This is a genomic window from Klebsiella sp. CN_Kp097, assembly GCF_040064495.1.
GTDB classification, from domain to species: Bacteria; Pseudomonadota; Gammaproteobacteria; order Enterobacterales; family Enterobacteriaceae; genus Klebsiella; species Klebsiella aerogenes.
In genome coordinates, this window is the sequence record NZ_JBEAIL010000007.1 from 874,869 (window position 1) to 893,357 (window position 18,489).

General features: G+C 57.9%; 18 protein-coding genes. 14 read left to right on the plus strand and 4 right to left on the minus strand.

The window, feature by feature from the left end:
* The 4 genes from opp4C to ABLV07_RS14630 all read left to right on the plus strand — a co-directional run bounded on the left by opp4C (position 1) and on the right by ABLV07_RS14630 (position 3,559).
* Entirely contained in the window at positions 1–948 is a 948-nt protein-coding gene (gene opp4C / locus ABLV07_RS14615; protein ID WP_032707879.1) for an oligopeptide ABC transporter permease, read from the plus strand.
* Positions 945–1,925 carry an ABC transporter ATP-binding protein gene (locus ABLV07_RS14620; RefSeq protein ID WP_063402552.1) on the plus strand — a complete coding sequence of 327 codons (981 nt, stop codon included), beginning with the start codon at positions 945–947 and terminating at the stop codon, positions 1,923–1,925. Before opp4C ends, ABLV07_RS14620 begins: the two co-directional genes overlap by 4 nt.
* The gene (locus ABLV07_RS14625) at positions 1,922–2,890 is read left to right on the plus strand and encodes an oligopeptide/dipeptide ABC transporter ATP-binding protein (protein WP_015366927.1); all 969 of its coding nucleotides are present in this window, start codon (positions 1,922–1,924) and stop codon (positions 2,888–2,890) included. The genes ABLV07_RS14620 and ABLV07_RS14625 overlap by 4 nt, the downstream gene beginning before the upstream one ends.
* A gap of 123 nt (positions 2,891–3,013) precedes the next feature.
* Positions 3,014–3,559, plus strand: a complete 546-nt coding sequence (locus ABLV07_RS14630) for an anti-virulence regulator CigR family protein (protein ID WP_015366928.1) — start codon at positions 3,014–3,016, stop codon at positions 3,557–3,559.
* 330 nt (positions 3,560–3,889) lie between these two features.
* Here the strand turns inward: ABLV07_RS14630 and ABLV07_RS14635 are convergent, their stop codons facing one another.
* Positions 3,890–6,289: a membrane-bound PQQ-dependent dehydrogenase, glucose/quinate/shikimate family gene (locus ABLV07_RS14635; protein ID WP_348853545.1), complete on the minus strand. Its 2,400-nt coding sequence runs from the start codon at positions 6,287–6,289 to the stop codon at positions 3,890–3,892.
* A gap of 354 nt (positions 6,290–6,643) precedes the next feature.
* Between ABLV07_RS14635 and ABLV07_RS14640 the strand changes: the two genes are divergently transcribed.
* A complete protein-coding gene (locus tag ABLV07_RS14640) occupies positions 6,644–6,784 on the plus strand; it encodes a hypothetical protein (RefSeq protein WP_015705194.1) in 141 nt (46 codons plus the stop codon).
* A gap of 46 nt (positions 6,785–6,830) precedes the next feature.
* On the opposite strand, the gene ABLV07_RS14645 is transcribed toward ABLV07_RS14640, so the two are convergent.
* Positions 6,831–7,721 carry a LysR family transcriptional regulator gene (locus tag ABLV07_RS14645; protein ID WP_042894898.1) on the minus strand — a complete coding sequence of 297 codons (891 nt, stop codon included), beginning with the start codon at positions 7,719–7,721 and terminating at the stop codon, positions 6,831–6,833.
* A gap of 140 nt (positions 7,722–7,861) precedes the next feature.
* Between ABLV07_RS14645 and ABLV07_RS14650 the strand changes: the two genes are divergently transcribed.
* From ABLV07_RS14650 to ABLV07_RS14675, 6 genes are read left to right on the plus strand one after another with little or no spacing between them, the layout of a single operon-like run.
* Positions 7,862–8,569: a CoA transferase subunit A gene (locus ABLV07_RS14650; RefSeq protein WP_047040989.1), complete on the plus strand. Its 708-nt coding sequence runs from the start codon at positions 7,862–7,864 to the stop codon at positions 8,567–8,569.
* Between the two features lie 2 nt (positions 8,570–8,571).
* A complete protein-coding gene (locus ABLV07_RS14655) occupies positions 8,572–9,240 on the plus strand; it encodes a CoA transferase subunit B (protein ID WP_348853543.1) in 669 nt (222 codons plus the stop codon).
* Positions 9,237–10,418, plus strand: coding sequence for an acetyl-CoA C-acetyltransferase (locus ABLV07_RS14660; RefSeq protein WP_032714355.1), 1,182 nt, complete (start codon positions 9,237–9,239; stop codon positions 10,416–10,418). The genes ABLV07_RS14655 and ABLV07_RS14660 overlap by 4 nt, the downstream gene beginning before the upstream one ends.
* An 11-nt stretch (positions 10,419–10,429) precedes the next feature.
* Positions 10,430–11,353: a 3-hydroxyacyl-CoA dehydrogenase family protein gene (locus tag ABLV07_RS14665; protein ID WP_015366935.1), complete on the plus strand. Its 924-nt coding sequence runs from the start codon at positions 10,430–10,432 to the stop codon at positions 11,351–11,353.
* A gap of 47 nt (positions 11,354–11,400) precedes the next feature.
* Positions 11,401–12,792, plus strand: coding sequence for a GntP family permease (locus tag ABLV07_RS14670; protein ID WP_015705189.1), 1,392 nt, complete (start codon positions 11,401–11,403; stop codon positions 12,790–12,792).
* 23 nt (positions 12,793–12,815) lie between these two features.
* The gene (locus ABLV07_RS14675; protein ID WP_015366937.1) at positions 12,816–13,586 is read left to right on the plus strand and encodes a 3-hydroxybutyrate dehydrogenase; all 771 of its coding nucleotides are present in this window, start codon (positions 12,816–12,818) and stop codon (positions 13,584–13,586) included.
* A 48-nt stretch (positions 13,587–13,634) separates the two neighbouring features.
* On the opposite strand, the gene ABLV07_RS14680 is transcribed toward ABLV07_RS14675, so the two are convergent.
* Both ABLV07_RS14680 and ABLV07_RS14685 read right to left on the minus strand, forming a co-directional pair.
* Positions 13,635–14,027 carry a cell envelope integrity TolA C-terminal domain-containing protein gene (locus ABLV07_RS14680; protein ID WP_015366938.1) on the minus strand — a complete coding sequence of 131 codons (393 nt, stop codon included), beginning with the start codon at positions 14,025–14,027 and terminating at the stop codon, positions 13,635–13,637.
* A gap of 92 nt (positions 14,028–14,119) precedes the next feature.
* Entirely contained in the window at positions 14,120–14,992 is an 873-nt protein-coding gene (locus ABLV07_RS14685) for a LysR family transcriptional regulator (protein WP_015366939.1), read from the minus strand.
* 106 nt (positions 14,993–15,098) lie between these two features.
* Here ABLV07_RS14685 and budA point away from each other — a divergent pair, with 106 nt between their 5' ends.
* From budA to ABLV07_RS14700, 3 genes are read left to right on the plus strand one after another with little or no spacing between them, the layout of a single operon-like run.
* A complete protein-coding gene (gene budA / locus ABLV07_RS14690) occupies positions 15,099–15,878 on the plus strand; it encodes an acetolactate decarboxylase (protein WP_015705188.1) in 780 nt (259 codons plus the stop codon).
* Between the two features lie 9 nt (positions 15,879–15,887).
* Positions 15,888–17,567 carry an acetolactate synthase AlsS gene (gene alsS, locus ABLV07_RS14695; RefSeq protein WP_015705187.1) on the plus strand — a complete coding sequence of 560 codons (1,680 nt, stop codon included), beginning with the start codon at positions 15,888–15,890 and terminating at the stop codon, positions 17,565–17,567.
* 22 nt (positions 17,568–17,589) lie between these two features.
* The gene (locus ABLV07_RS14700; RefSeq protein ID WP_163366238.1) at positions 17,590–18,360 is read left to right on the plus strand and encodes a (S)-acetoin forming diacetyl reductase; all 771 of its coding nucleotides are present in this window, start codon (positions 17,590–17,592) and stop codon (positions 18,358–18,360) included.
* Positions 18,361–18,489 lie beyond the last annotated feature (129 nt).

An 18,489-nucleotide genomic window follows, 5' to 3' on the forward strand; every position in this document is an offset into this window, starting at 1 on the left:
ATGATAACTTCCCTGTTTGGTTACCGTCGCCGCCTGCGCCAGGCGACAATCCCCGCGCTTGCGCAAATAACCCCCTCTCCATGGCGTCAGGCATGGCGCCAACTGCGCCGCAACCGGATGGCGATGCTGTGTTTAATCCTGCTTGCGGTGATGGCCACGTGGTGCGTACTCGGACCGATATGGTCGCCGTGGAAAGATGACGCCACCGATGCGCTGATGGTCAACAAACCGCCCGGCGCCGAACACTGGCTGGGGACCGATTTTCTTGGCCGCGATATCTATACGCGTTTACTGCTGGCCGGGCGCATTTCACTGATAATCGGCCTGCTGACCATGCTGCTGTCGGTGACGCTTGGCTATCTACTGGGAGCGCTATCGGGCTATGTCGGCGGACTCACCGATAAACTGATTATGCGGCTGGCCGATCTGGTGATGACGATCCCCAGTTTGCCTTTATTAATCGTCGCCGGCGCGATGCTCTCCGAGCTCGACTTTTCGCCGGATTCCCGCATCTGGATGGTGGTGATTATGCTCAGCCTGCTGGAGTGGCCAAAGCTGGCGCGGCTGGTGCGCGGGCAGTGCCTGTCGCTACGCGAGCGCGATTTTATGCTGGCGACGCAGGTTCTGGGACTGTCGGCGCGCCGCCGCCTGTTTGGCCACCTACTGCCCAATACCATCCCGATTCTGGTGGTGATGGCGACAATGGCGGTCGCTAACGCCATTCTGAGCGAATCGGCGCTGAGCTACCTTGGCCTTGGCGTAGTACCGCCGACGCCGTCGTGGGGCAATATGATGGATGCCGCCAACAGCCTGATTGATTTTCAGCGGCGGCCCTGGCTATGGATGCCTCCTGGGATTGCCATCTTTATTACCGTCATTGCTATCAACGTGCTGGGTGACGGCCTGCGCGACGCAATGGACCCGAAAATGAAACAGAGGCTGAAATGAGCGCACCATTAATTTCTTTTAAGCAACTTTCGGTCTCTTTCGCTGCTGAAGGAAGCCGGGTGCGCGCGGTACAGGAGGTCTCTTTTTCGATTCAGGCCGGGCAAACGGTAGGTATCGTCGGTGAGTCCGGCTGCGGCAAAAGCGTGACCGCCATGTCGCTAATGGGCCTATTGCCTCCCCAGGCCGCGCGCATTGACGGCGGCGAGATCCTTTTCGAAGGACGCGATCTGCTCACGCTGAAAGCGCGTCACATGGCCGACCTGCGCGGCAACCAGTTGGCGATGATCTTCCAGGAGCCGATGTCGGCGCTCAACCCGGTACTGACCATAGGCGAACAGCTCTGCGAGCCGCTCATCCGCCACCGCGGCGACTCGCCGCAAGCCGCCTGGCAGCGTGCAATACACCTGTTGAACGAGGTGGGACTGGCGCGCAGCGAAAGCCTGATGGCGTACTATCCGCATCAACTTTCCGGCGGTATGCTACAGCGGGTGATGATCGCCATGGCGCTGAGCTGCGGGCCGCAATTATTGATAGCGGATGAACCAACTACCGCGCTGGATGTCACCGTGCAGGCGCAGATCCTGCGTCTGATACGGGACCGCGCGCGCGAAAGCCAGATGGCGATGCTGCTGATCACCCACGATCTGGGGGTGATCGCGCAGATGGCCGAAAGGGTCGTCGTAATGTATGCCGGGCGGATTGTCGAACAGGGAACCACCGTCGAGGTGCTGCGCCAGCCCCAGCACCCCTATACCCGCGGACTTATCGCCTCGCGTCCGGTGCCGGGCGCGCGCCGCCGGCGGCTTTACTCCATTCCCGGTCAGGTGCCGGATCTCGCGCAACTGCCTGCGGGCTGCGCGTTTGCCGATCGCTGCGAACAGGCAACCGCACGCTGCCGTCAGGACATCCCGCCACTTTTTGGGTCCTCGCATCAGGCGGCCTGTTTTTATAGTCAATTCGCGGAGTCGGTGGTATGAACCAGCCCTATTTAATTGAAGTTAATGGCTTGAAAAAGTATTTCCCGCTGCGCGACGGCCTGTTCGGCCAGCAGACCGGGGAACTGCGCGCGGTCGATGACGTCAGTTTTAATATCCGTCCGGGAACGATTTTTGGTCTCGTCGGAGAATCCGGTAGTGGTAAAACCACCGTTGGTCGAACCTTGCTTGGATTGTATGAAAAGACCGCCGGCAGCATTAAATTCCGCGGTCAGGAGTTATCCGAACTGTCAGCGGCGGCAATGCAGGCCCTACGACCGAAAATTCAACTGGTGTTTCAGGATCCCTATAGTTCACTGAATCCACGCATCCGCGTCGGCGAGGCGATTGGCGAGGCGATGCTGCAGCATAAACTATGCACGCGCGCTGAACTCTATGAGAAAGTCATTGCGGTGATGAAGATATGCGGGCTGGCGCCTCAGCATTACCACCGTTTTCCGCATGAATTTTCCGGCGGTCAGCGGCAGCGCATCGGCATCGCCCGCGCGCTTATCCTCAATCCGGACTTTATCGTCGCCGATGAACCCATTTCCGCACTCGATGTGTCGATTCAGGCGCAGATTATCAATCTGTTTGCCGACCTGCGCGACGAGCGTGGCGTCACCTTTCTATTCATCTCCCATGACCTTGGAGTTGTAGAGCATTTGTGCGACGACGTGGCGGTGATGTACCTCGGTCAACTGGTGGAAACCGCCAGCCGCGATGCGCTGTTTAGCCGCCCTCTTCATCCCTATACCCAGGCGCTTCTGGCCGCGGTACCCACCCTCGATCCCGAAAGCGAACCGCAGGCGGTCGTCCAGGGAGAAATCCCGGATCCGTCGCGCCCGCCTGAGGGCTGCCGGTTTTCGTCACGCTGCCCGCAGGCAAGTGACCACTGCCGCCGTCAGGCGCCGACGCTTCGTGAAATTTCGCCTGGACACCTGGTCGCCTGTCATTGGGCAGGATAGCGATGACCAGCAAGAGGCGAGGCATATTTTCTGCGGAGTATAAAAATAAGAAAACATGACATTGTTAAGGTTATGCGCACGTCATATCTTCAAAGCGTGTACTTCACTTTAAGGAACACCCTTATGATTAAGCGTCGCACTCTCAAATCTGCACTTGCGGCGGTTATTTCGCTCGCCGTCCTTGCCGCGCCAGTTTATGCCAACCCTGGTAATGGCAACGGGGGTGGCGGAGGTCATGGCAATAGCGGCGGAGGTGGCAACCACGGTAATAGCGGTGGAAACCACGGCAATAGCGGTAACCATGGCAACAGCAGTGACCACAGCAACAAAGGCCAGGGAAATGATAAGTCGAAAGAGGATCACGGTAACCGTAAAAACTACGGCAAACCCGACCATGTCGACTCTGATATTAGCTTCTCGCGAGCCCGTTCTCTGGCGGTGAATTATGGTCTGGTAGGTTATCAGGCGCTACCGCCGGGTATTGCAAAAAATGTGGTTCGCGGCAAACCATTACCTCCAGGTATTGCCAAAAAAACGTTGCCGGCATCTATGATTAACGATCTGCCTTACTACCCGGGTTATGAATGGCGTGCAGTGGGCGATGATTTAGTGCTGGTTGCGTTAAGTACCGCAATCGTCACTTCCGTCATTAACGGCGTTTTTGATTAATTTTTTCACCTTTCAGGTTACACGCCGAACGTCAAAAAGGCCCATCACCAGGATGGGCCTTTTTTTTGCTTTATGCGACAGGGAATAATGAGGATCCAGACGGGCTGGCGGAAAGCGCTAAGAATATTGCCGTGCAATGGATTTTAATGATTTGAGAGTAGGGAAAACCACGGGTTCGCCGATGTCTCTGGCCTACGTCAATGCCGCAGGGCAGCGTATTGCGCAGAGTGATATTCAGAGAGTAAAAGTCCAGCATTGCCCCCTGCTAGCTCCCCCGGCTGTCAGCCAGGAACAGGTCCCGTTTACCGGGACCTGTTTCGTTTAGAGAGGTTATTCCTCCAGCGCGTAGGCGATGATATCGTCCCCGACGTCCGGCGAGTGGCTGGCGCCGCCGGCGGAAATCAGCACATACTCTTTGCCGGTTTTCGGCGATTTGTAGACCAGCGGCGCCGCTACCGCGCCAACCGGCAAGCGAGCGCGCCACAGCTCTTTACCGCTGGCGGAATCCAGCGCCCGCAGGTAGTTATCCTGGGTACCGGCGAAGAATATCAGCCCAGAGGCGGTAGAGGTTGGGCCGCCCAGGGTCGGCATTCCCAGCGGGATATGCAGATGGGTTTTCATCCCCAGCGGACCGGTATCTTCCACCGAGCCCATCGGCACCTGCCACAGTAGCTGACGGCTATTCAGGTCAATAGCGCTCATGGTACCAAACGGCGGGGTATTACAGGGCACGCCCAGCGCGGACTGCAGGATGTCGATACGCACGCCGCCGTAAGGCCCGGCAACTTGCGGGCGAACGGTACCCATAAAGCCAGGGACTTCGTCGGTGGAGACTTTGTATTTCGCCATCTCTTCCTTGCGCACCAGCGACATCCGCAACGGCATACGCATATCGTTGACGAACAGCGTACCGGTACGTTCATCGATGGTGATGCCGCCCCAGTTCATGCCGCCGAGCAGGCTTGGCCACTCGATATACGGTTTCTCTGACGGCGGCGTATACATGCCAAGGTAGGTCGACTCTTTAAAATCGATACGGCACATCAGTTGATCGAACGGCGTCACGCCCCACATTGATTTTTCGCTCAACGGCTCGACGCCTAACTGCGGCATGCCGGTAGAGAACGGCTGGGTGGCAGACAGATGTTCGCCCTCCGCCCCCTGATGAGCGACGGGCAGCTCTTCAACACGGGTCACCGGTTTACCAGTGCGGCGATCGAGCACGTAAATCTGTCCGGTTTTGGTGGTCTGGATCAGCACCGGGACGTCCTCGCCCTGCTCGTTTTTCATGTGGAACAGTACCGGCTGCGATGGGAGATCATAATCCCAGATATCGTGGTGAACGGTCTGGAAAACCCATTTTGTTTTACCGGTACTGGCATCCACCGCCACCACCGCGGAGCCATATTTCTCTTTCGCTTCATTACGATCGCCGCCCCAGTAGTCCGGCGGACCGTTGCCGGTCGGCAGATAGACCAGATTCAGCTCTTTATCAAAGCCGGGAATGGTCCACACGTTTGGCGTTTCGAGGGTATAAACGCGGCCTTTTTCCGGGTCGGTGATATTTTCCGGCTTGCCAACATCCCAGGCCCAGACGACTTTACCATCGCGTACGTCAAAAGCGCGTACGACTCCGGATGGCTCGCCGTGTACGATATCGCGTACCCAGCCGCCCAGCACCGCAATATGCCCCATGATCACCGGCGTTGAAGTCGGATGGTAGCGTTTGCTGTTTTCGGTGTCGCCCATGCCCTGCTTCAGATCCACGCTACCGTGGTCGCCGAAATCAGCGCACAGTTCGCCGGTTTTGGCATTCAGCGCCAGCAGGCGCGCATCCACGGTCGATACCATGATCCGCTGCGGACACTGTTGCAACGCCGGGCTCGCTTTTTCTTCCGCGCTGAGCGTATCGTCGCTCTGCACGTCATAGTAACCCACACCGCGGCAGGTCACATGTTCCGCCGTCTGCGCGTGCGGGTCAAAGCTCCAGCGCGCCTTGCCGGTATCGGCATCAATGGCGGTCACCACGTTGAGCGGCGTACAGGAATACAGCGTATCGCCAATTTGCAGCGGCGTATTTTCGTCAACGCCAATGGCCGGGCCGGTCAGGCGGCGGCCTGTGTGGTAAGTCCAGGCGACTTTCAGCTTATGAACATTTTCCGGGGTAATATCGGTATACGGCGCAAAACGGGTGCCGGAGGCATCGCGGCCAAAGAACTCCCAGTTATCGCTTTTTGCCGCCTGCGTCGCGCTATTGTCGCTCGCCGCTTTCACGACGCCATTGTGGATGCCGCCGTGCGGATAGAACGCCGAAACCAGCGCCGCCAGCAGCGCGATAAAAATAACCGTGGCGCTCCAGTTCGCCAGACGCACGCGAGCCACCGGCATCGCCGCCGCCAGCCACAGGGCCAGCATTAGCATCAGCGCAGGAACCACCAGACGAGGGATCAGGCCCCAGTAGCTGAGCTGCACTTCATACAGCGCCCAGACCAGCGTTAACAGGAAGGTAATAACAGCAAGAGGCAGCGCGTATTGACTACGAGTGAAGTACCCAACGGCGATGATAAGATAAGCGAGACCGGCTAACAGATACCAGGCGCTGCCGCCGAGCGAGAGCAGCTTGCCGCCCCAGATAGTTAAGAAAATCCCAATGCCAAAACTCAGTAACACAAAAAGCAATCGGTAGATGGTGAAGAAAATCCTTCGACCATGACCTTTTTGTTCGTCCATATTTCATCCCATTCGACAGATGTCGATATAACCAAAGCATTTATTTTTAAAGCGCCGATCGATAAGCGATGCCGCTCAGCGCAGTTAACCTGTTGGTTGGACGCCCCAAACCAGGGCGAAGAACGTAAGAAAGTATATGGACATGTAAATTTTATGTAAAATTTAACCGCATAAAATGTTTAGAATTTTTTAATTCATAAAATGAATTTGATAGCTCTTATCGTTGAAAACTACGAAATACTCAGTCTGGGCACGGTATTAACGTAATGTGCGGCAATCGGCCGATGAGATGCATCGCCCTACGCTTTGCCCTATAATTGATGACGGTTAAAACTGAACTTATGTGGGTAACTCATGGAAATTGATCTCGACAACCTGGTCTTTAGCGGCCTGGAAGAAGCGGAAGAGCGTAACGCTGAACGCCTGGACGAAGCGGATAAAAAAGCGCAGGCGATTGTTGCCGATGATGATTGCGGCGATGCCTGCAAAATCTAATGATTAAACCGGCTAACCAGGCCGGTTTTTTTTCGCCTGTAACTGCCTAAGCGGGCAAAAAGCCCTTTAGCGTTTCCAGCAGCGCCTGCGCCGCCTTCGACAACTGCATATGTCCGGCATGAATAACGCCAATGCACTTTTCAATCGGCGGATCGCTTAACGGTAGACAAACCGCTCCCAGCGACTGCATCTGCGACTGGCATAACGCGGGCACCGCGCTGCCGCCCAGACCGCTGGCGACCATCCGCCCGACGGTGACCAACTGATGACTTTCCAGCGCCACGTCTAATGGGCTGCCGCTACGCGCTAACGCTTCCTCCAACATCAAACGCACCGCCGACGGTCGCTGCAGGGTTATAAAATCCAGCGTCAGCAGTTCACGCCAGCTCAACTGCTTTTTACTCGCCAAAGGCGACGTTTTCGGCACGATCGCCACGAAGCGATCCACCGCCAGCGGCGTAAACAGCAGATTGTTGCCGGGCGATGGCTCAAACGCGATCCCCATCTCCACCCGGCCTTCGCGCACCATCTCAATGACCTGCTCATTAATCACGTCATGCACCGTTACGTTGACTCCCGCATAGCGGTCGCGGAAGGCTTTAAGCACTTCCGGCAGCACGTTAGCGGCAAACGACGGCATCGCGGCGACGGAGATCTTTCCCCGCTGCAGGGTGAAACTTTGCCGCATCGCCTCTTCGGCGTTATCCCAGTCCGCCAACAGCTGGCGGGCCATCGGCAGAAAGGTTTCTCCCTCCTGGGTTAAGGTCACTTTGCGGGTGCTGCGCTGCAGCAATGCCCCGCCAAGCGCCTCTTCCAACCCCTTAATGGTCAAACTCAGCGCCGGCTGCGACAGGTTCAGGCGCTCGCTGGCGTGGGCGAAGTTAAGAGTGTGAGCTACCGCTAGAAACGCGCGTAACTGTTTGACACTCATTCTCATTTTTCTACCTGTTAACTAATTGAAAGAATTTAGTTAACGATAAATTAATAAAAAAACCAAATGAGTGGGTCACAAATTCAAAATTATCAAATCAGTCCGCGCCCTTAATGATAGAGCCATCGCAAGGCAGGAGAAAAATGATGGCAGGACTGGATAAGCGCGTCGCCAGCTATGAAGCGGCGCTGGACGGATTAACCGATGGCATGACGTTACTGGCCGGCGGCTTCGGCCTGTGCGGCATCCCGGAAAACTTAATCGCCGAGGTCAAACGCCGCCAGGTACAGGGCCTGACGGTAGTTTCTAATAACTGCGGCGTTGATGGCTTTGGTCTCGGCATGCTGCTGGAAACGCGCCAGGTACGCAAAGTCGTGGCTTCCTACGTGGGAGAAAATGCCCTCTTCGAACAGCTGGTACTGAGCGGCGAACTCGCCGTGGAGCTGACTCCGCAAGGGACGCTTGCCGAGAAAATTCGCGCCGGCGGTGCCGGGATCCCCGGATTCTATACCGCGACCGGTTACGGCACGCCGGTGGCGGAAGGCAAAGAAGTGCGTCAGTTCGACGGTAAAAATTACATTCTCGAAGAAGCCATTCGCGGCGATTTCGCCCTTGTGAAGGGCTGGAAAGCCGACTGGTACGGCAACGTGATCTACCGCCATACCGCGCAAAATTTTAACCCGCTGATGGCTACCGCCGGGCGGATCACGGTAGTGGAAGTCGAAGAAATCGTCGCGCCGGGTGAACTCCCTCCTTCCGCCATCCACACGCCCGGTATTTATGTCGACCGGCTGATCGTCGGGCAATTCGAAAAACGTATTGAACAGCGCACGCTGCGCGCCGGAGGGAACTGAATATGTTAACTCGCGAACAAATGGCGATGCGCGTCGCCCAGGAACTGAGCGACGGCGATTATGTCAATCTCGGTATCGGCATTCCCACGCTGGTCGCTAACTATATTCCTGCCGGTATTGAAGTAATGCTGCAGTCGGAAAACGGCCTGTTGGGGATGGGCGAATTTCCCGATGAGTCAACGATTGATGCCGACATGATTAACGCCGGCAAGCAGACCGTTACCGCCCAAACCGGGGCGGCTATCTTTGACTCCGCCCAGTCCTTCGCCATGATCCGCGGCGGCCACGTCGATCTCACGGTCCTCGGCGCTTTTGAAGTCGATGTCGCGGGTAATATCGCCTCGTGGATGATCCCGGGAAAAATGGTGAAAGGCATGGGCGGCGCCATGGATCTGGTGGCCGGCGCGCAAAACATCATCGTGGTGATGACGCACGCTTCGAAAAACGGCGAATCCAAACTGCTCCCGCAATGTACCCTGCCGCTCACCGGCGCGGGCTGTATTCGCCGGGTACTCACCGATCTCGCGCTACTGGAAATTAGCGACGGCGCCTTTATTCTGCGCGAATACGCCCCCGGCGTCAGCATTGACGAAATTGCCCGTAAAACGGCCGGACGGCTGGTCATTGCCGATGACGTCCGCGAAATGCGCTTCACTAAGGAGGCAATATGAAAGAAGTCGCTATCGTCTGCGCGCTACGTACGCCAATCGGCAGTTTTCGCGGCGCCTTATCTTCCCTTTCCGCCGTCGAGCTTGGCGCCGCCGTAGTGCGTGGTCTGCTTGAACGCACACAGCTACCGGCCAGCGCCGTTGACGAACTGATTTTTGGCCAGGTATTAACCGCCGGCTGCGGACAGAATCCGGCGCGACAAACCGCGCTGCGCGCCGGGCTACCGGTTGAAACTCCGGCCGTTACCGTCAATCTGGTTTGCGGTTCCGGGCTGAAAGCCGTGCAACAGGCGGTACAGGCCATTCGCAGCGGCGAGGCGGAGATAGTGATCGCCGGCGGCCAGGAGAGCATGAGCAATGCCCCATATCTGGTTCAGGGCGCGCGCGATGGCCTGCGCTTCGGCCATGCCAGCATGCAGGACAGCATGATTCAGGACGGATTATGGGATGCGTTTAACGACTATCACATGGGCATCACCGCCGAGAATCTCGCCGACGCCTTTGATATCTCCCGCCCCCAGCAGGATGCCTTCGCCGCCCTTTCGCAACGCAAAGCCGCCGCCGCGATAGCCGCCGGGCGCTTTCAGGCTGAGATAGTGCCGCTTAGCGTCCCTCAGGGTAAAAAAGCGCCGCGCATGGTGGACGCAGACGAACAACCGCGCCCGGAAACCAGCGAACAACAGCTGGCGCAGTTGCGCCCTGCCTTTCGCACGGAGGATGGCAGCGTCACCGCGGGCAATGCCTCTTCGCTCAACGATGGCGCCGCGGCAGTCTTATTGATGAGCGTCGATAAAGCGCGGCAGTTTGGCTTGCCGGTGCTGGCGCGGATTGTCAGCTCTGCGGTGGCCGGCGTCGATCCGTCCGTGATGGGTATCGGCCCGGTAAGCGCTTGCCGGAAGGCGCTGCAGCGCGCCGGTTGGTCGCTGAACGAGGTGGATCTCATCGAAGCCAACGAGGCCTTTGCCGTGCAGGCGCTGGCCGTTGGCAAATTGCTGGAGTGGGACAGCCAGAAAGTCAACGTCAACGGCGGCGCTATCGCGCTCGGCCATCCGATTGGCGCCTCAGGATGTCGCATTCTGGTTAGTCTGCTGCACGAGATGCAGCGCCGCGATGTCAGCAAAGGCCTGGCGACGCTTTGCGTCGGCGGCGGTCAGGGTATCGCGATGACCATCGAACGTTAACAGGAGCCACTATGTTTACACCACAACTGGCGGTACTGGGCGCCGGCCTGATGGGCGTCGGCATCGCCTGTCATTTTGCCCGCCACGGCCACACCGTACGCCTCTACGACACCGACCCGGCGCGCGTTAGCGAGATTCCAGGCGTCGCCGCCGCCATTTTGCGCGAGCTCGAAGAGTGCGAGCAGTTTGATGCCGCTCAGCGTACGGCGGTGCTCTCGCGCCTCTCCGGCACCACGGCATTAGGCGATCTTGCTGACGCGACCTTGCTGATCGAAGCGATTCCGGAACGTCTGGCGCTCAAGCACGCCTTATACCGCGAACTGGAAACCTTAATAGCCGACGAAGCCATTATCGCCAGCAACACCAGCGGACTACCGCCCGATCGGTTGGCGCAGGGTATGCGGCATCCGGAACGCTTGTTAATCGCCCACTTCTGGCATCCGCCGCATTTTATCCCGCTGGTGGAAGTGGTGCCGGGCAGCGCAACCCTGCCGCATCTCGCCAACCAGGTCAGCGATTTTTTATCCTCCTGCTCGCTGGAAGCGGTAGTACTCAACCGCGCCGCGCCGGGGTTCGTCGGCAACCGACTACAGTTCGCCCTGCTGCGCGAAGCGCTGCATATCGTTAAGAGCGGCATCGCTTCGCCGGAGGTGGTCGACAAAGTGATGCGCGCCTCGCTCGGCCGCCGCTACGCGATGGTCGGGCCGCTGGAAGCCGCCGATATGACCGGTCTGGCGACCGTCCAGGATATCTGCCAACACCTGCTGCCGGAACTGGCCACAGGCAGCGACATGATGTCGCTGGTCGCCGACAAGGTTGCGCAAGGCGCTACCGGCGCCCGCAGCGGGCAAGGTTTTTATCACTGGGATGAGACCCGGCAGAAACGAATACAGTCGCGCCGTGAGCATCAGCTGCGCTACGCCCTGAAACCGTAACTTCTCGTTTTGTACCCCGACAATAACAATGATAGTGAGGAGTCGTAATGAGTGTGTTGATTGCCCTGGCCGCGTTGGCATTACTGATGCTGGCTGCGTATCGTGGATACAGCGTTATCCTGTTTGCCCCTATCGCCGCGCTTGGCGCGGTCCTGCTTACCGACCCGAGCGCGGTAGGCCCGACCTTTACCGGCCTGTTTATGGAAAAAATGGTCGGTTTCGTGAAGCTCTATTTTCCGGTATTTCTGCTCGGCGCCGTCTTTGGCAAGCTGATTGAGCTATCGGGCTTCTCGCGTTCCATCGTCGCCGCCGCGATTCAAATTCTCGGGCGTCGACATGCGATCCCGGTGATCGTGCTGGTCTGCGCCCTGCTGACCTACGGCGGTGTTTCGCTATTCGTGGTGGCATTTGCGGTCTATCCCTTTGCCGCCGAACTGTTTCGCCAAAGCGGTATCCCGAAGCGACTGATCCCGGCAACCGTCGCGCTGGGCGCATTCTCATTTACCATGGATGCCCTGCCGGGCACCCCGCAGATTCAGAACATTATCCCCACCAGCTTTTTTGGCACCAACGCCTGGGCAGCCCCCTGGCTTGGATTGATAGGTTCACTGTTTATCATCACCTTCGGTTTACTGTGGCTGGAACGACAGCGGCGGAAAGCGCTCGCGAATGGCGAGGGATACGGTACCGATCTGCAAAACGAGCCGCAGACGCCGGATAACATCAATCTGCCGCATCCGCTGATCGCCATTGCCCCGCTGCTGCTGGTTGGCCTGCTGAACCTGCTGTTTACCCGCTGGATCCCGCAATGGTACGGCGCCAGCCACGAGCTAACGCTGCCAGGGCTTGCCAAACCCATCGTCACCGAGGTCGGCAAAATCACCGCTATCTGGGCCGTCGAGGCCGCGCTGCTATCCGGTATCGTCGTGGTGCTGGTGTTCGGTTTTCGTAATATTCGCGGCCGTCTGGCGGAAGGCAGCCGTACGGCGGTCGGCGGCGCGATCCTCGCGGCGATGAATACCGCCTCGGAATATGGTTTCGGCGCGGTGATTGCCGCCCTGCCGGGTTTTCTGGTGTTGTCGAAAGCACTGACCGCCATTCCCAATCCCCTGTTAAACGAGGCGATTAGCGTAACCGTACTGGCGGGGATCACCGGCTCCGCCTCCGGCGGGATGAGCATCGCGCTGGCGGCAATGTCCGATACCTTCGTGGCCGCCGCCCACGCCGCTAATATTCCGCTTGAGGTACTCCACCGCGTCGCTTCAATGGCCAGCGGCGGCATGGATACCCTGCCGCATAACGGCGCCGTCATCACGCTGCTGGCAATCACCGGCTTAAGTCATCGCCAGGCTTACGGCGGCATTTTCGCCATTACGCTTATCAAAAGTCTCGCGGTTCTGTTTGTCATTGCCGTGTTCTATTTAACCGGTATTGTCTGATGCCTGATTTAAGGAGTAACGAAATGAATTTAAACGGTAAAACAGCGCTGGTCACCGGCTCCACCAGCGGTATTGGTTTAGGCATTGCCAAAGTGCTGGCGCAGGCCGGCGCGCAGCTGGTGTTAAATGGTTTTGGCGACAGCACGAGCGCGCGAGCCGAGGTTGCCGCGCTGGGTAAAATTCCCGGCTATCACGATGCCGACCTGCGCGACGTCGGGCAAATTGAAGCGATGATGCGTTATACCGAAAGCGAATTTGGCGGCGTCGATATTGTGATTAATAACGCCGGTATCCAGCATGTGGCGCCAGTGGAGCAGTTCGCGGTGGAAAAATGGAACGATATTCTGGCGATAAATCTGTCCAGCGTCTTCCACACCAGCCGACTGGCGCTGCCGGGCATGCGCGAGCGCAACTGGGGGCGGATTATTAATATTGCCTCCGTGCATGGGTTAGTCGCCTCGAAAGAGAAATCCGCCTACGTTGCCGCCAAGCATGGGGTGATTGGCTTTAGCAAAACGCTGGCGCTGGAGACCGCGCGTACCGGCATTACCTGCAACGCGATTTGCCCCGGCTGGGTACTGACGCCGCTGGTTCAGCAGCAGATCGATAAACGTATCGCTGAGGGGGCCGACCCTGAGCAGGCCAGAGCGCAGCTGCTTGCCGAAAAACAACCCTCCGGCGAATTCGTGACGCCTCAGCAACTGGGGGAAATGGCGCTATTTTTATGCAGCGACGCCGCCGCGCAGGTTCGCGGCGCGGCGTGGAATATGGATGGCGGCTGGGTGGCGCAGTAATTATCTTCCCAACGGGGAGCCTGTCTGTTCCTCCCCGGTTGGTTCGTGCTATTCACCCTTCATATCAAACCGCGATTGAGCAAAGGCCTTGTAGACTTTATCGTTAGTAAACGGCGGGAAGGTCGCACTTTTTGCCGCCTCACGCAGCGCGGCACAATAGGCTTTATTTCCCTCAGCCGTATTCATCTTTTCCAGAGTGCCATCCTGGGCGAATTCTAAATGCAGGCGGCACTTTTTTCCCCGCCACGCGTAGCGGTCAGCAAGTTGCGACTCGAAGGCTTCTTTGATCCCCCTCGCCTGCTGACCATACTCATCCTCATCGCTAAAACGCCCGGAGTCACAGCTACCGAGGGCAGAGGTTTTATGACAATCCGACGGGTGTAGCGGCGCACAACCGCTTAGCGCAACGACTGCCGCGACAAATATCCATGCTTTTTTCATCATACATCCCTGTTGGTTTCAGCAATAAAAAACTGCCATTACTGTACCGCAAACCGGAACGATCGCAGCCTGCTATTTCTCAGGGGCAATAATCAAAACATCTCCAAAAATCGCTTCACCGTGCGCGAACGCTCGAAGCGCCGCCAGGCGATGGCAATATCGGTCTTGACCGGCGTCCCCTGTATCGATTGATAGCTGACGTTGGGCAGCGCGATACAGGTCATCGACTGCGGCACCAGCGCGAAACCAAATCCGGCGTTAACCATACTCAGCGACGATGAAATCTGCGACGACTGCCTGGCGCGGTTCATATCGATCCCGGCGCGCAGGCAGCTATTGAACACCAGCTCATACAAACCCGGCGCCACTTCGCGCGGGAAGAGGATCGGCGCGACGTCCCGCAACTGTTCCAGCGCCAGCGTCGGTTCCGCTGACAATGGATTATCGCGCGGGAGCGCAATGACCATTGGCTCTTCATCAATGATACGCAAGTTAAACGCCTTACTGCTTTCACACGGCAAACGGACAAAGGCGATATCGATCTCCGCCTCGCTCAGCGCCGCCATCAAATTTGCCATGTTGCCCTCCCGTTGATGGAGGATGACGCCTGGGTGATCGAGCTGAAAACGGTGCAGCAAGGTGAAGATTTGTGGATGGAAAGCATCAGAACTGGTAATGCCTAACGACAGGCTGCCGTTCATTCCGCGGGCAATGCCCTTGGCCTTTTCCAGCGCCGCATCGCTCAGCGCGAGGATTTGGCAGGCATCTTCATAAAAGGACTCCCCGGCTTCGGTCAGCTCCACCCCGCGGGTTAGCCGACGCAACAGCGGAGTGCCAACCTCTCGCTCAAGCCGCTGAATTTGCTGACTTAACGGTGGCTGTGAGATACCCAGTTCTTTCGCTGCCCGGGTGAAGTGCCGCGTGCGGGCGACGGCGACAAAATAGCGTAGATAACGAAGTTCCATATCGAAAACGTCTCAAACCAGCATGGTTTCTATATTGGAACTGTGAGCTGAATCGGGTCAACCTTTATTTAACCTTTCTTATATTTGTTGAACGAGGAAGTGGCTCATGAATCATGCTTCAGATTGCACCTGTGAAGAGAGTCTGTGTGAAACGCTACGCGCGTTTTCCGCTCAGCATCCCGATAGCGTGCTGTATCAAACTTCGCTGATGAGCGCCCTGCTCAGCGGCGTCTACGAAGGTACCACCACCATTGCGGACCTGCTGAAGCACGGTGATTTCGGGCTCGGCACTTTTAATGAACTCGACGGCGAGCTGATCGCGTTTAGCAGCCAGGTTTATCAATTGCGTGCCGACGGCAGCGCGCGTAAAGCGCGTCCGGAACAGAAAACGCCGTTTGCGGTGATGACCTGGTTTCAGCCGCAGTACCGTAAAACCTTTGACCATCCGGTCAGCCGCCAGCAGCTGCATGAGGTTATTGACCAGCAAATTCCTTCCGACAATCTGTTCTGCGCGCTGCGAATCGATGGTCATTTCCGCCACGCCCATACCCGCACCGTGCCTCGTCAGACGCCGCCCTACCGGGCGATGACCGACGTGCTCGACGATCAGCCGGTTTTCCGCTTTAACCAGCGTGACGGCGTACTGGTCGGTTTTCGTACCCCGCAGCATATGCAGGGAATTAACGTCGCCGGCTATCACGAACACTTCATTACCGATGATCGCCAGGGCGGCGGCCACCTGCTGGACTACCAGCTCGACCATGGGGTATTGACCTTCGGCGAAATTCATAAGCTGATGATCGACCTTCCCGCCGACAGCGCGTTCCTGCAGGCCAATTTGCATCCCGATAATCTCGATGCCGCCATCCGTTCAGTAGAAAGTTAGGAGGTTCACATGGACAAACAGTATCCGCAGCGCCAGTGGGCGCACGGCGCCGATCTGGTCGTCAGCCAACTGGAAGCGCAAGGCGTACGGCAGGTCTTCGGGATCCCCGGCGCTAAAATCGATAAGGTTTTCGACTCGTTGCTGGACTCCTCAATCCGCATTATTCCGGTGCGCCACGAGGCCAACGCCGCCTTTATGGCCGCCGCGGTCGGGCGTATTACCGGCAAAGCGGGCGTCGCGCTGGTGACCTCCGGACCCGGTTGTTCCAACCTGATAACCGGGATGGCCACCGCCAATAGCGAAGGCGACCCGGTGGTGGCGCTGGGCGGCGCGGTCAAACGCGCGGATAAAGCCAAACAGGTACACCAGAGTATGGACACGGTGGCGATGTTCAGCCCGGTCACCAAATACGCGGTAGAAGTGACCTCGCCGGATGCGCTGGCGGAAGTGGTTTCTAACGCTTTTCGCGCCGCCGAGCAGGGTCGCCCGGGCAGCGCCTTCGTCAGCCTGCCGCAGGATGTGGTCGATGGTCCGGTGACCGGCAAAGTCCTGCCCGCCAGCAGCGCGCCGCAGATGGGCGCCGCGCCTGACGAGGCAATCAATCAGGTTGCGAAGTTGATTGCCCAGGCGAAGAATCCGGTGTTCCTGCTTGGATTAATGGCCAGCCAGACGGAAAACAGCGCCGCGCTGCATCGTTTGCTGGAAACCAGCCATATTCCGGTCACCAGCACCTATCAGGCCGCCGGGGCGGTCAATCAGGATAACTTCTCGCGCTTCGCCGGGCGCGTCGGGCTGTTTAACAATCAGGCCGGTGACCGCTTATTGCAACTGGCCGACCTGGTTATCTGCATCGGCTATAGCCCGGTGGAATACGAACCGGCGATGTGGAACAGCGGCAACGCGACGCTGGTACATATCGACGTACTGCCCGCCTATGAAGAGCGTAACTACACGCCGGATGTCGAGCTGGTGGGCGACATCGCCGGCACGCTGAACAAGCTGGCGCAAAATATCGATCATCGGCTGGTGCTCTCGCCGCAGGCTGCTGAAATCCTCCACGACCGCCAGCATCAGCGCGAACTGCTCGATCGCCGCGGAGCGCAGTTGAATCAGTTTGCCCTGCACCCGCTGCGCATCGTTCGCGCCATGCAGGATATCGTCAACAGCGACGTCACGCTGACGGTCGATATGGGGAGCTTCCATATCTGGATCGCCCGCTATCTCTACAGCTTCCGCGCCCGTCAGGTGATGATCTCCAACGGTCAGCAGACCATGGGCGTCGCCCTGCCGTGGGCCATCGGGGCCTGGCTGGTCAATCCGCAGCGCAAAGTGGTCTCGGTTTCCGGCGATGGCGGTTTTCTGCAATCCAGCATGGAGCTGGAAACGGCGGTCCGCCTGAAAGCCAACATCCTGCATCTTATCTGGGTCGATAACGGCTACAACATGGTCGCCATCCAGGAAGAGAAAAAATATCAACGCCTGTCCGGCGTCGAGTTCGGTCCTATGGATTTTAAAGCCTATGCCGAATCCTTCGGCGCGAAAGGGTTTGCGGTGGAAAGCGCTGAGGCGCTGGAGCCGACGCTACGCGCGGCGATGGACGTCGACGGCCCGGCGGTGGTCGCCATCCCCGTGGATTACCGTGATAACCCGCTGCTGATGGGCCAGCTACACCTGAGTCAAATTCTTTAAGTCATCACAAAAGGAAATGGAAATGAAAAAAGTCGCACTTGTCACCGGCGCCGGTCAGGGCATTGGTAAAGCTATCGCGTTACGCCTCGTGAAGGACGGTTTTGCCGTGGCGATCGCCGATTACAATGACGTCACAGCGAAAGCCGTGGCGGATGAAATCAACCAGCACGGCGGCCGGGCAATCGCGGTCAAAGTCGATGTTTCCGACCGTGAGCAGGTGTTTACCGCCGTCGAACAGGCGCGGAAAACGCTGGGCGGATTCAACGTCATCGTCAATAACGCCGGGGTCGCGCCATCAACGCCTATCGAATCCATTACGCCGGAGATTGTCGACAAGGTCTACAACATCAACGTTAAAGGGGTGATCTGGGGGATTCAGGCGGCAGTCGAGGCCTTTAAAAAAGAGGGGCACGGCGGCAAAATCATCAACGCCTGTTCGCAGGCCGGCCACGTCGGCAACCCGGAACTGGCGGTCTACAGCTCAAGCAAATTCGCCGTACGCGGTTTAACGCAAACCGCTGCCCGCGACCTGGCGCCGCTGGGTATTACCGTTAACGGCTACTGCCCGGGGATTGTGAAAACCCCGATGTGGGCCGAGATCGATCGTCAGGTATCCGAAGCGGCGGGTAAACCTCTGGGCTACGGAACTGCCGAATTCGCCAAACGCATCACCCTCGGCCGCCTGTCTGAGCCAGAAGATGTCGCCGCCTGCGTCTCTTATCTCGCCAGCCCGGATTCCGATTATATGACCGGTCAATCGCTGCTGATCGATGGCGGGATGGTATTCAATTAATAAAAAATAAGCTCTGACATGGTTTGCCCCTGCCTGTTCGCAGGGGCTTTTTTTCGTCTGTTACGCCGTTATTTTGCCGGGTGGCGGCTACGCCTTACCCGGCCTACCGTTCGCGCGGTCACTGCCATT

Excerpts from the sequence above, each read along its gene's own strand:
- opp4C (WP_032707879.1), top strand. The coding sequence starts at position 1 with ATGATAACTTCCCTGTTTGGTTACCGTCGCCGCCTGCGCCAGGCGACA.
- ABLV07_RS14620 (WP_063402552.1), top strand. The coding sequence starts at position 945 with ATGAGCGCACCATTAATTTCTTTTAAGCAACTTTCGGTCTCTTTCGCT.
- ABLV07_RS14625 (WP_015366927.1), top strand. The coding sequence starts at position 1,922 with ATGAACCAGCCCTATTTAATTGAAGTTAATGGCTTGAAAAAGTATTTC.
- ABLV07_RS14630 (WP_015366928.1), top strand. The coding sequence starts at position 3,014 with ATGATTAAGCGTCGCACTCTCAAATCTGCACTTGCGGCGGTTATTTCG.
- ABLV07_RS14635 (WP_348853545.1), bottom strand. The coding sequence starts at position 6,289 with ATGGACGAACAAAAAGGTCATGGTCGAAGGATTTTCTTCACCATCTAC.
- ABLV07_RS14640 (WP_015705194.1), top strand. The coding sequence starts at position 6,644 with ATGGAAATTGATCTCGACAACCTGGTCTTTAGCGGCCTGGAAGAAGCG.
- ABLV07_RS14645 (WP_042894898.1), bottom strand. The coding sequence starts at position 7,721 with ATGAGAATGAGTGTCAAACAGTTACGCGCGTTTCTAGCGGTAGCTCAC.
- ABLV07_RS14650 (WP_047040989.1), top strand. The coding sequence starts at position 7,862 with ATGGCAGGACTGGATAAGCGCGTCGCCAGCTATGAAGCGGCGCTGGAC.
- ABLV07_RS14655 (WP_348853543.1), top strand. The coding sequence starts at position 8,572 with ATGTTAACTCGCGAACAAATGGCGATGCGCGTCGCCCAGGAACTGAGC.
- ABLV07_RS14660 (WP_032714355.1), top strand. The coding sequence starts at position 9,237 with ATGAAAGAAGTCGCTATCGTCTGCGCGCTACGTACGCCAATCGGCAGT.
- ABLV07_RS14665 (WP_015366935.1), top strand. The coding sequence starts at position 10,430 with ATGTTTACACCACAACTGGCGGTACTGGGCGCCGGCCTGATGGGCGTC.
- ABLV07_RS14670 (WP_015705189.1), top strand. The coding sequence starts at position 11,401 with ATGAGTGTGTTGATTGCCCTGGCCGCGTTGGCATTACTGATGCTGGCT.
- ABLV07_RS14675 (WP_015366937.1), top strand. The coding sequence starts at position 12,816 with ATGAATTTAAACGGTAAAACAGCGCTGGTCACCGGCTCCACCAGCGGT.
- ABLV07_RS14680 (WP_015366938.1), bottom strand. The coding sequence starts at position 14,027 with ATGAAAAAAGCATGGATATTTGTCGCGGCAGTCGTTGCGCTAAGCGGT.
- ABLV07_RS14685 (WP_015366939.1), bottom strand. The coding sequence starts at position 14,992 with ATGGAACTTCGTTATCTACGCTATTTTGTCGCCGTCGCCCGCACGCGG.
- budA (WP_015705188.1), top strand. The coding sequence starts at position 15,099 with ATGAATCATGCTTCAGATTGCACCTGTGAAGAGAGTCTGTGTGAAACG.
- alsS (WP_015705187.1), top strand. The coding sequence starts at position 15,888 with ATGGACAAACAGTATCCGCAGCGCCAGTGGGCGCACGGCGCCGATCTG.
- ABLV07_RS14700 (WP_163366238.1), top strand. The coding sequence starts at position 17,590 with ATGAAAAAAGTCGCACTTGTCACCGGCGCCGGTCAGGGCATTGGTAAA.